Source organism: Kumtagia sp., from assembly GCF_059502445.1.
The window spans coordinates 1-14,365 of the sequence record NZ_JCACER010000028.1; the positions used below are offsets into that span (position 1 = coordinate 1).

Genomic DNA, 14,365 nt, shown 5'->3' on the forward strand with positions numbered 1-14,365 from the left:
GAGCCATCGCCAAAGGTTGGGTTCTCAGAGATGTGTGCATGCCGTAGCCGCTTTGGGGGGGGCGAGGAACCGCTGCCGCGATGCCAGCGCTTCTCCAGCTTGGGTTCCTCGCCCCCCCCAAAGCGGGGGAGAGGTGGCGAGCCCGAAGGGCGAGACGGAGAGGGGGGTGCCTTGTCGGTCAAAACTTGCCTGAACAGTCTATAGCTTCTCGGGCTCCAACATCCCGCGAACGGCATCCACGCTGTCGGCATGCCACAGGGCACCGCGAGCAGCGGCCGCGTCTGGCCCCGTCGCGCGATCGGCATCCAGCTCGGCGACGACGGCGCGCAGGCGCCGGTAAATCTCCCCGGCCGCCCGGCCCAGCGTCAGGCCGGGCTCGCCGCGGCGGCGCAGGTCGACCGCCTTTGCGGCGACCATCGCCTCGATCGCGATCAGCCACCGCATCGGCTCGAGCTGCTCGCCGAACTTCGAGACGGCAAGCACGCTGTTGGTGGCGATGTCCTCGACCATGTCCGACACGACCACGCCGTCGATGCTGGCTGGCGTCGCCTTCAACCGGATCTCCGCGTGCAGGGCGGCGAGCGACTTCTGCATCGGGACGAAGCCGGCGGAGGCGCCGCCGACCGGTGAGAGATAGTTGGGCAGGCCGGAGAGTCGCCCCGTCATCAGCTTGATCGAACGCTGTACCGACGCGGTCGCAAGCTGCGCCAAGGCGATCGCCAGCGTGTCGAAGGCGAGCGCCAGCGACGGCGTCAGGAAGTTGGCCGAGGGCCGCACCACGCCGGCCGCGCCGAGCACGAGCGGATTGTCGGCGGCGCCGTTGAGCTCGACGCGGACCTCCCGCGCCGCCGCCTCGCGTGCGGCCATGACGGCGCCCGTCACCTGCGGCAGGGCGCGGAACGAAATCGCGTCCTGGACCTTGGCCGGCGCGCGCATGAAGAAGTCGCCACCGGCCAGCGCCCGGCGGAACAACGCCGCCGCCTCGACCTGACGCCCGGCCGGCCGCGCCGCCACGACTTCGGCGTCGAACAGGTGCGGATTGGCGCCGAAACCCTGGCAGGCGAGCGCCGCGGCGGCGACGTGCATGGCCAGCAGGTCGTCCAATTCGGCCAGTGCCAGCGCGGCCATGGCGCAGGCGACGGAGGAAGCGCTGCCGATGGAGAGCCCGTCCTTCGGCGCCAGCCGGGCAAGCGTCAGCCCGGCGGCCGCGAGCGCCTCCGCCGCCGGCATGGTCCGGCTGCGCCAGTGCACCGCGCCGGCGCCGATCGCAGCGGCGGCTAGGCTCATGGTCTGGACGAGGTCGCTGGCGCCGGTGGAGCCGCGCGACGGGATGACCGGGACGATGTCGGCCGCCAGCATCTCGACCAGCGTGTCGAAGACCGGCAGCGAGATGCCTGCTCCGCCCTGCGCCAGGCCGGCGATGCGGCAGAACAGGACGGCGCGGCTCACCTCGACCGGGAGCGGTGCCCCCACCCCGGCGACGCGCGCCATGACCAGGTCGGCCTGCAGCAGCGCCGCCTCCTCCGGCGCGATGCGGTGGCCGATATTGCCGCCGAGGCCCGTATTGAGGCCGTAGACCGGGATGTCGCGGCGCAGATGGTCGTCTAGGACATCGCGCGCCTGCCGCATGCGCTCGCGCAACTCCGCCGTCACGGCGATGCGCAGCTTTCCCCGCGATGCCGTGACGACGTCGACTATGTCCAGATTCCGCTCGCCGATCGTCAGCGTGGTCATGCCGGCCCCCTCGGTCAGGCGTAGCGCAGGCGGTGGCCGACGCCCAGCGCTTCGGCCTTGGTCAGGAAGGCATGGCCGAGCGCGATGTCGGAGAGCGACAGGCCGCGATGCCAGAACAGGTTGGTCTCGTCCTCGCTCTCGCGGCCGGGCTTGAGGCCGGCGACGATCTGGCCGAGCTCGGCGTGCAGCGTCTGTTCGGAGAGCTTGCCGGCCTCGACATGGGCGCGCAGCGAGCCGAATTTTCCAGCCTTGCACTGGCCCCAGTCGTCCACCACCATCTTGGCCATGATGTCGGTGAGCGACAGCTCGACCGCGCTCATCGTGCCGTAGGGCACGACCAGTGCGCCGCGCTTGATCCAGTCCGTCTTCAGCATCGGCTCCGGCCTGCTCAGGCGCGACGCCTCGACGACAATGTCGGCGCCGTCCACGCAGCTCCGCCAGTCCTCCGTCGCCACGACCGGCTTGCCGAGGTCGCGCGACAGCCGCTCGGCAAAACCGTTGCGGCTTTCCGGGCGGCGCGAATGCACGCGGATCTCGTCGAAATCGAAGAGATGGTCGAGCAGGCGGACGTTCCAGTAGGCAGTGCCGCGCGCCCCGACATGGCCGAGCACCTTCGAGCCCTTGCGGGCGAGATGCTTTGCGCCGATCGCCGTCACCGCGCCGGTGCGCATGTCGGTGATGCCGCTGGCGTCGAGGATGGCGGTCGGCTTGCCGGTGCGGGGATCGAACAGGTTGAGCACGCCGAACTCGGACGGCATGCCGTGCTTGTAGTTGTCGACGAAGTCGCCGACGACCTTCACGCCGGCCGCGTCGATCCCGCCGCCGATCCAGCCGCGCAGCACGTTGAAATGTCCCTCCACGCCGGCCCGCGGCTCCAGATGCATGCGCGGCTCGATCACCGTCTCTCCCCTCCCCTGCATGCCGAGGCTGGCCTCGATCGCCTCGAGGATCTCGGCGTCCGACAGCATCGCCGCCTCGATGTCGAAGCGGTTGAGATAGGTGATGTAGATGGGCTGCATCCGGCTGCTCCTGTGCGTGGGATCGACGGCTCGGTTTCGTATAGGCGCATATGAGGCATCGGTCGAACTCTCGAGCCCGCCGCCGTGCCCGTTGCAGCATCTGCCGATCGATGTCGAGCCGGAAAGCGCGGGAAAGCCCGCATTCAACTGTCGCCGCGACGCGCCTCGGCGACGGCCACGGCCAGCGTGATGGCGACGGCCATCGTTGCCGCAAGCGAACGGAACCCGGCGTGGTCGGCCTCGGCGATCTCGAACCATTGGCTCGCCGACTGGGCGAGCGGCGAGAACGCGCTGTCGGTTATGGCGATGACGTCGACCCCGAGCTCGGCCAGCGCGGTGGCATGGGCGAGGGTGGCCGGGGCATAGGGCGAGAAGCTGACGACGATCGCGGCATCCTTCTCCGTTGCGAAATTCAGGATCTCGGGATCCAGTCCCGCCGACGAATCGACCAGCAGATAGCGGATCCTGAGCTTGCCGAAGGCGTAGGCCAGATAGGTCGCGACAGGATAGGCCCGGCGGCGGGCGACGATGTAGATCGTCTCAGCCTTTGCCAGACGCACCACGGCTCTGTCGAGCTCCTCCTCCCCGAGCTTGTGCAGCATGGTTTCGAGCGACCGGATCGAGGCGCCGACGAAACCTTCGGCAATGCGGCGATTCCGGCTCCCCGCTCCGCTGCTTCGAAGCGCGTTCAGTCGCTCGTCATAAGACGAGGTTCGTTCCCGCAACCGTTCGCGGAAGACAGTTTGGAGGCTGGTGAAGCCGTCATAGCCCAGATGATGCGCGAAGCGGATCAAGGTGGATGGCTGAACGCCGGAGGCCGCCGCGATGCTGGCGGCCGTGCCGAAGGCGATCTCATCCGGATTATCCAGGGAATATGCGGCGACCTGGGCGATCCGCTTCGGCAGTTTCTGCCGCTGGCGGAGGATGAGCTCGCGAAGCGACTCGTAGTCCCGGGGCACCGTCAGGCCTTCGCTCATTCGTCCTCCGAACCAGATGCGGCCGCGCACAATGAACTAGTTATTCCATCCTGAAAAGTTGTGGAGTATCAAATGCGCCGCGAGCGTCCCTGGCCATCGCCCCATGCATTGCAAGAGGCAGCGCCGGACGGCCACGGCGGTCGTCCCGTCCGGGGCTCCAGCCCAAGCGGCCGCCCTGGTCCATGGCCGCAGGAGATCACTCCCCCACGACGCCCGCGACGTTCTGGTCGTAGTCGACGAGCGCTCCCGTCATGACGCCCCGACTGCGGACTGATCATATAGGTGATCAGCGCGGCGAGCTGGTGCGGCTTGACGAGTTGGCCCATGGGCTGGTCGGCTTCGGCCAGTTCGAGCCAGTTGTCAGGCGCGTCGTGGAATTTCCTCTGGACCGCGTCCTCGCCTTCCGTGTCCATCCATCCAGGGAGCACGGCGTTGCAGCGGATGCGGTTCTTCCGATAGCTCGCGGCGACGTTCTTGGTCAGGACGGCAAGCGCGCCCTTGCTGCTCGAGTAGGGCGTCAGGAACGACTGGCCGGCATGCGCCGACATCGACAGCACGTTGACGATGGAGCCCGGCGCCCTGGCTTGCAGCAGGCCCTTCACCACGCCCTGCATCAGGAAGAAGGGCCCGCGCACATTGGTGTTGAAGAGGAAGTCGAACAGTTCCGGCGTGGTTTCCGTCAGCGAGCCCCGGGCGGAAGAGGCAGCCGCGTTGACCAGACCGTTGATCGTGCCGAAACGCTCGGTCGCCTCCGCGACCGCCCGTGCACAATTGGCGGGGTCGGAGACATCGGCGCGGATGAAAAGCGCCTCGGCGCCGAGCCGCTCCAGTTCGGCGACCGCGGCCGCGCCCTTCTCCCCGGAACGCCCGACCAGCGCCAGCGCTTTGCAGCCTTCGGCGACGAGCTGCTTCGCGACGGCAAAGCCGATGCCTTGCGCGCCGCCGGTGACGATCGCCCGGGTAGCCTCGTTTCTTGCATTCGGATCCGACATTTTCATCCTCCGGGCTCAACCACCTATCCGCACTGCCTGTTGCCACGATCCGCTACCAGGCGCCCGGTTGACGGTCTGCAACAAAAATGCCGAAAACTCCAATTCGGCAAAATGGTCTTCAGGACGGAGCGGCAATGCAAGAGGCTATTCGCACCTGGCCGCACAAATGCCTGTCGGCCGTCGTCAGACGCTTTCCGGAACGAATATGTCGAACGGCAGGAATGTCTGGCTCGGCACCGCGGAAGCGCCCGCTGCCACGGCACCGGCCATCAGGTCCACGAGCGTGCGGCATAGCGTGGGAAGGGGCGTATTGATGACCATGGTCACCAGCCCCTCCGCAAGCGCGGCGCGACGGTCGGCCGTGATCTCGTTGCAGATCACCACCGGCATCCGAGCCGGTTTCACTTGCCGCATCGCCGAGATCGCGCCCTCAGCGCCACCACCGGCGACATAGCAGCCCACGAGATCCTCGTGCCCGGCCAGCAGGCCGACGAGCGACTCGCGCGTGCTTTCATGCGACTCGTGGTTGACCAGCGTCTCCAGCACCGTGAAGTCCATCGCCCGCTCGCGAAAGAAGGCGCGGAAGCCGATCTCGCGCAGTTCGTGCCCGTGAAACCGGTGGCTGCCGACGAACAGCGCCACCTTGCCCGGCCGAGGCGCGCATTTGGCGATCATCCAGGCGGCCGTTCGCCCCACCTTGAGGTTGTCGATGCCGATATAGCCAGCGCGCACCCCCGCGCCGAAATCGGACAGAAGCGAGAATACCGGCACGCCACGCGCCTTGAGATCGACGACCGCCGCCGTCAGCGTCGGATGGTCGGGGCTGACCAGGGCGACCGCCTCGCATTTGCCGGCCAGCCGCGACAGCCGCTCCACCATTTCTTCCGGTTCGAGGGATTCGGCGAACTCGATCACGGCGGCACCGCGAAAGCGCTGCGCCTGCGCCATCGCCCGCTCCAGTTCATCGGCGAACGTCCCATAGAAGCCGTCCTTCGACCGTAGCAGCAGGAAGCCCAGCCGGAATTCGGGCAATTCCTTGCGCAGCCGCTGCTCGATCAGCCCGGCCGCATGGTAGCCGATGTCGGCGGCGGCATCGCAGACGCGCCGGGCGGTCTCCTCGCGTACCGGCAGGCGCCCGTTCAGGACGCGGTCCACGGTCGCCACGCTGACGCCGGAAGCACGCGCAAGGTCCGATATGGTCGGTCGCTTGGCCAAGGTTACCTCTTATAATGATGATAGATAATGATAGAAAGTCTTGCAATATCATTGAGAGGAATGACCGATTTTGATATCCCACATGCGAGGCAGCGCGGCCGGCATGGCGGTTCCGCTGCAGGGAGGTCATCATGAGCATAGTCGCCAACGGTGCCAGGGGCGCCCGCATCTGCGTCGACCTCGGGACCTGTCCGGCCAAGGTCGAGGCAGGCAAAGTTCTGATCCGGATCGGGTGATGGCGGTGGATGGAGGCATGGTCATCGTGGGAGCGGGCGAGTGCGGCGCGCGCGCCGCGTTTGCGCTGCGCGAAGCAGGCTATGGCGGTCGCGTCACGCTCATCGGCGAGGAACGGCATCCTCCCTATGAACGACCGCCGCTCTCAAAGGATGCGATCACCGGCCCGCAGGCTCCCGGCGCGAAATCGATAGCGGAACCGGGCCGCTATGCGGACGCGGCGATCGAATTGATGCTGTCCTCGCCGGTTGTGTCGATCGACCGGGCAGCCCGTCGAATCTCCCTGGCCGACGGCGGCACCCTCCCCTACGACAGGCTGCTCCTGGCGACCGGCTGCTCGCCGCGCCGCCTCGCGCTGGCCGGCGAAGGCCCGCGCATCGCCTATCTGCGCACGCTGGACGATGCGGGCAGGATCGCCGAGCGGCTCGGTCCGGGAAAGCGTCTCGCCGTTATCGGCGGCGGTTTCATCGGCCTTGAACTCGCCGCTTCGGCGCGCCAGCGCAGGACGGACGTCACGGTCGTCGAAGCGCAGCCGCGCATCCTGATGCGCGGCGTTCCGGCTGACATCGCCGAACGCATTCACCGGCTGCACGCCGACAACGGCGTTCGCATCCTCTGCGGCGTCGGCATCGCCGCCATCGGGGACGCCGGAGACCGAGTCGCCGTGAGGCTGGCGGACGGCCGCACCGTCGAGGCGGAACTGCTGCTGGTCGGCATCGGCGCCGTGCCCAACGTGGCGCTCGCCGAGGCCGCCGGCCTCGCGCTCGACAACGGCATCGCCGTCGATGCCACGCTCGCCACCTCCGACCCCTTCATCTTCGCGGCGGGCGACTGCTGCTCCTTCCCGCTGGCTAGCCACGACGGCCGGCGGACCCGGCTGGAATCCTGGCGCAACGCCCAGGAACAGGGCGCCCTCGCCGCCCGGAACATGCTGGGCGCAGGCGAGGCCCACGCCGCCGTTCCGTGGTTCTGGTCCGATCAGTACGACCATACGATGCAGATCGCCGGCGTGCCCGATCACGCCGCGACGACCGTGCGGCGCGATCTCGCTGACGGGGCCTTCATTCTCTTCCAGCTAGCCGAGGACGGCCGGCTCATGGCCGCCGGAGGTGTCGGTCCCGGCAACGTCGTCGCGAAGGACGTCCGCCTCGCCGAGATGCTGATCGCCAGGGGCGCCAAGCCGGACCCGGCCAGCCTTGCCGACCCGGGTTTCAGGCTGAAGTCGCTACTGGGATAAGGTCGGCGCCGCGGTGCCCCGTAAGGCGCCGCGCCAGCCTTTCACGCGACGCCGCGGCGATCACGGCCGGTCCGTGGCGATTGCCACGCGACGGCCGCTCTCGAGCGACGCCAGCGCGGCTTCCGCGACCAGCGTGGCTGCAAGTCCGTCGCTGGCGTCGGCGCCGGCCGGCTCCTGTCCCCGCACGGACGCCAGCCATGCCTGGAGCTGCAGCCGGTAGGCGTCGCCGAAGCGCCCCCGCCAATCGCCGGGGAAGGAGCGGGCCTCCGTGCCGGCCCGGCGATGCAGGTTGGGAGCGGGCCGCCCGAGATCGACGGTGCCGTTCTCGCAGACGAGTTCGGTGCGGATGTCGTAACCGTAGGCGGCGTTCATGAACAGCTCGACGTCGGCCAGCACGCCATCCTGCATCTCGACCAGAAGCACGAGCGGATCGCGCAGGCCGCCGTCGCCCTTCCGCGCCGAGTTCAGGGCTGTCACGGCAATGATCTCGCTGCCGGTCAGCCAGCGGAGGATGTCGAATTCGTGCACGGCAGCGTTGGTGATGGACATTTCCGGCGTGAAGAAGCCGGGAGCGGTCGCGTTGCGATGAGCGCAGTGCAGCAGAAGCGCCTTCCCCAGCTCGCCCCGCGTCAGGACGCTGCGCATCTCGACATAGGCGGGATCGAAGCGGCGCATGAACCCGACCTGGATCAGGCGCCTGCCGAGCGCCCGCTCCGCTTCGAGTACTTCGCGGCATCCCGCGGAGGTCGGCGCCACCGGTTTCTCGCACAGAACGTGCTTGCCTGCCCCGAGACAGGCAAGCACGAAGCCGACATGCGTGTGATCGGGCGAGGCGATCAGGACGGCTTCGACCGCCGGATCCGCGATCAGTTCCAGGCAGTCGGTGAAGGGACGGCAGCCGGCGATCTCGCCGGAGATCGCCCGCGCACGGCTTTCATCCGGATCCGAGATGGCGACGAGCTCCGCGCCGCCAACATGACGCGCCACCGTTCGGGCGTGGTCGGCCCCCATGACGCCCGCACCGATCACCCCGATCCCTATCGTCATTCTTCCTCCCAATGTAGCCGTCGCAGTGCCTTGCGGCCCTGTCACGCGTTCCAAGCCGCTTACATCCGTTGCCACCGAAGTCCCATCGCATCTTCACCGCGGGAGAGTGCGAGGATGTCAGCCGAGCCGGACCCGAAGGATGTCCCCGTCGTTGGCGCGGATGACCTCGGCAAGGTCGTCCACCGTCCGGCGGTAGTGCTGATCGAGCAATGCCGATGCCTTCCCGGCGTCGCGGTCGAGGGTCGCCTGCGCCAGCGCGCTGTGCTCGGCCGGTACGTCGCGGCCCGCCGGCAGCGCCGCCGCGAGCAGGACGGGAATGCGGTAGCGCTCGGTCGCGGCATAGAGGCGCTCGAAGAACTCCAGTATCCAGGGCGAGTTGCAGGCCGCCAGCAGGGCACGGTGGAAGGCATGGTGCCGCGCCTCCAGCGTCCAGATGTTGGCCTCGCCGCCGGTGCGAGCCGCCTGCAGGTTCAAGGCATAGAGGGCGGAAACGATGCCCGACGCCCAGGCATCGTCGCCCTGGCCGATCGAGGCCTTGAGCGCCTCCGTTTCGATGACGATGCGAAGCGCCATCGCGTCGTGCAACTCGTCCAGCGACAGCGGCGCGACGCGAAACCCGCGCAGCGATTCGGCCATCACCAGCCGCTCGGCCTGCAAGCGGTTCAGCGCTTCGCGCAGCGGCGAAAAACCCATGCCGTAGCGCTGGCTGAGATCGGCGAGGCGCAGCGGCCGCCCCGGTGCGAGCTCACCGCGAATGATGTCGTGGCGCAGGGCGTCGTAGGCTTTTTCGGCAAGTGTCATCGGCTTCCCTTTGCCTAAAGGCTTAGCCCAGATGAGAAGTCGTCGGCAATTCCAAATTCTTTCGAAAATTCTGATTGCAATCGAAAATATCCTGAACCATGCTTGGGTCCGGAACCCAACGAGGAGACGGACGCGTGGCACAGCGCGAAAACCACCGCGAGGATATCGCCGGCCGGGCCAATGTCGAGGACACGCCCGAACTGCTCGCCTATTACGACGAACTCGACCGCCACAAGGCAGGCGCGCTCTGGACCGTCGCCAACAAGATCGAGCCATGGCAGCCGAAATCCGCGTCGGTCCCGGTGGTCTGGCGCTACCGCGACCTGCGCACGCATGTGCTGCGCTCCGTCGAACTGGTGACGCCGGAAAAGGCCGGGCGGCGCGTCGTCTACCTGAACAATCCGGGGCGCACCGACGTCGCGGCCGCCGTGGGCTGGATCTATGCCGGTCTCCAGGTGATGAACCCCGGCGAGGTCGCATCCGCACACCGCCATTCGGCATCGGCGATCCGCTTCATCATGGAGGGCTCCGGCGCCTACACGGTGGTGGACGGACACAAGATGACGCTCGGCGCCAACGATTTCGTACTGACGCCGAACGGCACCTGGCACGAACACGGAGTGGAGGCGACGGGCACGCCCTGCATCTGGCAGGACGGCCTCGACATCCCCTTCGTCAACGCCATGGAAGCCAATTTCTACGAGGTCCATCCGGATCTGAGTCAGGCGGTCGGCTACCCGGTCGACGACATGACCAGGACCTGGGGCAATCCGGGCCTGAAGCCGATGGGAGAGGCCTGGAGCAAGGGCTACAGCCCGATGTTCAAATACGAATGGGCTCCGACCTACGAGTCGCTGCTGAACTATGCCGGCTGCACCGACGGCTCGCCCTTTGACGGCGTGCTGATGGAGTATGTGAACCCAGTGACCAACGGCCCGGTGATGCTGACGCTCGGCGCCTCCATGCAGATGCTGCGTCCCGGCGAGCACACCAGGGCGCACCGCCACACCGGCAGCGGCCTCTATCACGTGGCCAAGGGCAGCGGCCATTCCATCATCGACGGAAAACGCTACGACTGGCGGGAGCACGATATCTTCTGCGTGCCATCCTGGACCTGGCACGAGCATGTCAACGGCTCGGACGGCGACGACGCCTGCCTGTTCTGCCTGTCCGACCTGCCGGTGATGCGCTCGCTCGGGCTCTACCGCGAGCAGGCATTCGGCGACAATGGCGGCCGGCAGCCGCTTCTCTGAAGGAACGATCATGAAACTCGTGACCTATCGCGCCTCGGTCGAGGCGGCGGCAAAGCTCGGCGTCCTCGTCGAAGACCTTGTGGTGGATGTGCAGGCGCTTGCTGCCGCGCAAGGCGTCGCGCTTCCCGCCTCGATGCTGGGGCTGATCGATGCCGGCCGGTCAGGGCTCGATGCGCTGCGCGGCTGCCTCGATCAGGCCGCCGGCCGCTTCCCCGCCGGCACGGCGACGGCGCTGGCGAATGTGAGGCTGCTGGCTCCCATCCCCCGTCCACGCAAGAACATCTTCGGCATCGGCCTCAACTATGTCGAGCACGTCGCCGAAAGCGCCAAATCGCTGGACACCTCCCGGGAGCTGCCGCAGCAGCCGGTCGTGTTCTCGAAGCCGCCGACGACGGTGATCGGACCGGGCGACGGCATCGAGCACAACCGCAAGATCACGCAGCAGCTCGACTGGGAGGTCGAACTCGCCGTCATCATCGGCACCACCGCGCGGCGCGTCCGCAGGGAGGACGCGCTCGGCCATGTCTTCGGCTATTCGGTGATGATCGACGTCTCGGCGCGCGACAACCGACGCGCCGGACAGTGGATATTCTCCAAGGGCCAGGACACCTACGCGCCGTTCGGTCCCTGCATCGTGACGGTCGACGAAATCCCCGACCCGCAGGGGCTCGACCTGTGGCTGACGGTGAACGGGGTCGAGAAGCAGCGCTCGAACACGCGCCACATGCTGTTCAAGGTCGACCACCTGATCGCCGACATCTCCTCGGGGATCACGCTCGAGCCCGGCGACATCATCGCCAGCGGCACGCCGGAAGGCGTCGGCGCCGGGCGGAGCCCGCAGGAATGGAGGTGGCCTGGCGACGTCGTGGTGGCCTGCGTCGCGGGCATCGGCTTGCTGCGGCACCCGGTGATCGACGCGACGCCGGAGTAGGCCGATGACCACGCCAGCACAAGACAGCGCGTTTCGACGCGTCATACTGCTGGTTTGACCGATGAGGCACCCCCTCACCGGCCCTTCGGGCCACCTCTCCCCCTGCCCGGGGGAGAGGAGAGTCGGCAGCGTGATCTGATGCGCTTCGACCTCGAGGAAGTCGGCACGCAGAACGCCTACAAGCTGCTGGTCGCCACGGTCATGCCGCGTCCGATCGCCTGGGTGGTGACGCAGGATCGCGAGGGAGGTACCAACGCCGCCCCCTACAGCTTCTTCAACGTCATGGGATCGGCGCCACCGACCATCGCTATCGGTATCATGGCTGACCCGGACAGGGGCTTCAAGGACACCGCCCGCAACATCCTCGACACCGGCGAGTTCGTGGTCAACCTGGTGCCGGAACGGCTGGTCCGGGCCATGAACCTGACCGCCATCGACGCGCCGCGCGGGATCGACGAACTCGCCCTGGCGGAACTCGCGACCGTCCCGTCGTCGCGCATACGTCCGCCGCGCATCGCCGAAAGCCCGGTCGGCTTCGAATGCGTTTCGCTGTCCTCGGTAGTCACCGGTCCGGCCCAGGTCGTCGTCATCGGCCGCGTCCTGACCGTGCATGTGAGCGACGAATACGTTCTCGACAGCGAGCGCGCCCATATCGACACGCCGAAGCTCGACCTCGTCGCCCGCTCCTACGGCAGCGACTACGTGCGCAGCCACGACACCTTCGGCCTGGCAAGGCCGGTATGGCGCGACTGGCCGAACAAGGGCTGAGCGGGCTTGGCCCATCGTGGCAGCACTGTTCGCTGGCAACACGGATCGTCACCGCCAAGGAAATCCGCGACGGCCGTGCCATGCTTTGCCTGTCGCAGCAGAAAGGGATCGGCCCGGACGATGGGGCGACCGGCTGTCGGACGGCTCGACGCGAGGCGCGCCTGCATGTGCCATCGGCACGATTACACGCCAAACGGAAACGTATCGGGCACCTTGCCGGGTTGCCCCTTACTGCCGGCCATGGGCGTGATCGGAGAAGTCTTGTCGAACCAGACGAAGGAGTCGAACTGCCGCGACACCGCCGCGTCGATGTAATGACTGAGGCGCTCCGTCTCCGGACGGTAGATAACGCCGATGAACCGTTCCGGACGAGGCGCCCGAAGCGCGTCGGAAACCGCATCGTTGCGCGTAAAATCCAGCAGGAAGGAACGGTTGCCGCTGTCATGGCATAGGCGCTCGACGCTGTCCGGTACGGAGGGCCTGACCTCCTTGATCTCCATCTCGCCGTCCCAATCGGAGGCGCAGGCGACTTTGCCCGAGTGGGTACCGAAGCCGATCAACGCCGCCTTGTTGCCGTATCGCTCGCGGCAAAGCTGGCCGACGTTCAGCTCGCCGCGCACCGAGCCCATGTCGGTATGGCGTGCATCGCCGATATGCGAATTGTGTGCCCATACCACCGCTTTGGAATCCGGGCCTGCCGCGTCGAGAAGGCGCTCCAGCGTCTCGAACATATGCCTGTCACGCAGGTTCCAGGTCTCGGCGCCGCCATAATACATGACGCGGTAGTATTTCTCGGCAGAGGCGATCAGCCTCGCGCTCTGCTGGGCATCCAGGAGATCACCGTTGTCCTCGGACAGCGAACGCTCAAGCAGGTCGCGACACTGCCTGACCACGGCGTCCTCGCAGGCCCTGTAGCCGGAGCGCAACACCACGCGGCCGTAGGTGGCGGGCTCGTTCTGCCAGGGTGTCAGGCAGCCATAGCGTTCCCGCGCGACAGCCGCGGCACTCGGATCCATCTTATCCAGATAGGCCAGCACGGCGGCAATCGATCCGCTCATGTTGTAAAGGTCGAGGCCGTAGAAACCGGCCTGCCGGCTCGCATCCTTGACCCCGTCGTTGTGCCCGCGCAGCCAGGCGATGAAGGCCGCGACGTCGGTGTTGCGCCACATCCACCGGGGAAAGCGCTGGAACGGCAGCGATACCCCGGCCGGTTGCGGTAGGCTTCGAACGTGCCGATTTAGATAAGCCGCGTCCGGCCAGTCCGCCTCGACCGCGACGGTCGTGAAACCATGCCTCTCGATCAAACGCTGCGTGATCGCGGCGCGGGCTCGGTAGAACTCCGACGTCCCGTGGCTCGCTTCGCCAAGGAGGATGACGCGCCTGTCGCCGAAGCGATCGAATTTCGTACCGAAGGCCGGATCGTCGATGGGCGGAAGGTCTTCCGCAGTTCCGGCGATCAGTTCCGGAAGCGATTTCCGGGTCTGGTGCGGTGAAAGTCTGTCATCTTCATCGATCCAGCCTTCCGCGCCCACAAGAGGCACAAACATCACGCCGCCAAGATCCTCTTCCTCGAACTTGTTGGCAGCGACGCGCGTGATGCGCAACAGGCGCTGTTCTCCGCGCCGATCTCCTACCGGAATCACCAGGCGTCCGCCGATATCCAGTTGCTCCTGCAGGGATAGCGGCACGGAAGGGCCGCCGGCTGCCACGACGATCGCGTCGAACGGCGCCTCCTCGGGCCAGCCCTTGGTCCCGTCGTCGACCTTTACCGTTACATGTCCATAGCCGGCACCGTGCAGCCGCTCCTCGGCCTGGCTTGCCAGTTCGCGATGCCGCTCGACGGTGAAGACCTCGGAGGCAAGCTCGGCCAGTATCGCCGCCGCATAGCCGGAGCCGGTGCCGATCTCCAGAACGCGGTCGGATGGTTCGATCTCGGCCGCTTCCGTCATTCTCGCGACGATGAAGGGCTGCGAGATCGTTTGTCCGCTGCCGATGGGCAGCGGGCTGTCCTCGTAGGCAAACTCCTCGAACCCTTCGTCGACGAAAGCTTCACGCGCGACCTGACGCAGGGCAGCCAGCACCCGTTCGTCGCGCACGCCTCGCCGCGAGATTTGCGCTTCGACCATGCGATGTCTGGCGTGTTCGTAGTCCAGCACG

General features: G+C 67.2%; 12 protein-coding genes. 4 read left to right on the forward strand and 8 right to left on the reverse strand.

Annotated features, from left to right (window positions below):
• Positions 1-198 precede the first annotated feature (198 nt).
• From AC5JDC_RS11900 to AC5JDC_RS11920, 5 genes are all read right to left on the reverse strand, one after another.
• A complete protein-coding gene (locus AC5JDC_RS11900) occupies positions 199-1,734 on the reverse strand; it encodes an aromatic amino acid lyase (protein WP_495841534.1) in 1,536 nt (511 codons plus the stop codon).
• A 14-nt stretch (positions 1,735-1,748) separates the two neighbouring features.
• Positions 1,749-2,753 (reverse strand): ornithine cyclodeaminase family protein, encoded by a 1,005-nt coding sequence (locus AC5JDC_RS11905; RefSeq protein WP_495841535.1) that lies wholly within the window; start codon positions 2,751-2,753, stop codon positions 1,749-1,751.
• Positions 2,754-2,896: 143 nt separating this feature from the next.
• Positions 2,897-3,730: a MurR/RpiR family transcriptional regulator gene (locus tag AC5JDC_RS11910; protein WP_495841595.1), complete on the reverse strand. Its 834-nt coding sequence runs from the start codon at positions 3,728-3,730 to the stop codon at positions 2,897-2,899.
• Positions 3,731-3,798: 68 nt separating this feature from the next.
• Positions 3,799-4,722, reverse strand: a complete 924-nt coding sequence (locus AC5JDC_RS11915) for an SDR family oxidoreductase (RefSeq protein WP_495841536.1) — start codon at positions 4,720-4,722, stop codon at positions 3,799-3,801.
• Positions 4,723-4,905: 183 nt separating this feature from the next.
• Complete coding sequence (locus tag AC5JDC_RS11920; protein WP_495841537.1) at positions 4,906-5,937, reverse strand: LacI family DNA-binding transcriptional regulator; 1,032 nt, start codon at positions 5,935-5,937, stop codon at positions 4,906-4,908.
• A gap of 235 nt (positions 5,938-6,172) precedes the next feature.
• On the opposite strand from AC5JDC_RS11920, the gene AC5JDC_RS11925 reads away from it, so the two are divergent.
• Positions 6,173-7,408, forward strand: coding sequence for an NAD(P)/FAD-dependent oxidoreductase (locus tag AC5JDC_RS11925; RefSeq protein WP_495841538.1), 1,236 nt, complete (start codon positions 6,173-6,175; stop codon positions 7,406-7,408).
• A 60-nt stretch (positions 7,409-7,468) separates the two neighbouring features.
• On the opposite strand, the gene AC5JDC_RS11930 is transcribed toward AC5JDC_RS11925, so the two are convergent.
• Positions 7,469-8,455 (reverse strand): Gfo/Idh/MocA family oxidoreductase, encoded by a 987-nt coding sequence (locus AC5JDC_RS11930; protein ID WP_495841539.1) that lies wholly within the window; start codon positions 8,453-8,455, stop codon positions 7,469-7,471.
• 117 nt (positions 8,456-8,572) lie between these two features.
• A complete protein-coding gene (locus AC5JDC_RS11935) occupies positions 8,573-9,256 on the reverse strand; it encodes a GntR family transcriptional regulator (RefSeq protein WP_495841540.1) in 684 nt (227 codons plus the stop codon).
• Between the two features lie 134 nt (positions 9,257-9,390).
• Here AC5JDC_RS11935 and AC5JDC_RS11940 point away from each other — a divergent pair, with 134 nt between their 5' ends.
• The 3 genes from AC5JDC_RS11940 to AC5JDC_RS11950 all read left to right on the forward strand — a co-directional run bounded on the left by AC5JDC_RS11940 (position 9,391) and on the right by AC5JDC_RS11950 (position 12,208).
• Positions 9,391-10,509: a cupin domain-containing protein gene (locus tag AC5JDC_RS11940; protein ID WP_495841541.1), complete on the forward strand. Its 1,119-nt coding sequence runs from the start codon at positions 9,391-9,393 to the stop codon at positions 10,507-10,509.
• A gap of 10 nt (positions 10,510-10,519) precedes the next feature.
• Positions 10,520-11,440, forward strand: a complete 921-nt coding sequence (locus tag AC5JDC_RS11945) for a fumarylacetoacetate hydrolase family protein (protein ID WP_495841542.1) — start codon at positions 10,520-10,522, stop codon at positions 11,438-11,440.
• Between the two features lie 138 nt (positions 11,441-11,578).
• A complete protein-coding gene (locus AC5JDC_RS11950; protein WP_495841543.1) occupies positions 11,579-12,208 on the forward strand; it encodes a flavin reductase family protein in 630 nt (209 codons plus the stop codon).
• Positions 12,209-12,390: 182 nt separating this feature from the next.
• Here AC5JDC_RS11950 and AC5JDC_RS11955 read toward each other — a convergent pair whose 3' ends face one another.
• Positions 12,391-14,364, reverse strand: a complete 1,974-nt coding sequence (locus AC5JDC_RS11955; RefSeq protein ID WP_495841544.1) for a protein-L-isoaspartate(D-aspartate) O-methyltransferase — start codon at positions 14,362-14,364, stop codon at positions 12,391-12,393.
• Position 14,365: the final 1 nt, after the last annotated feature.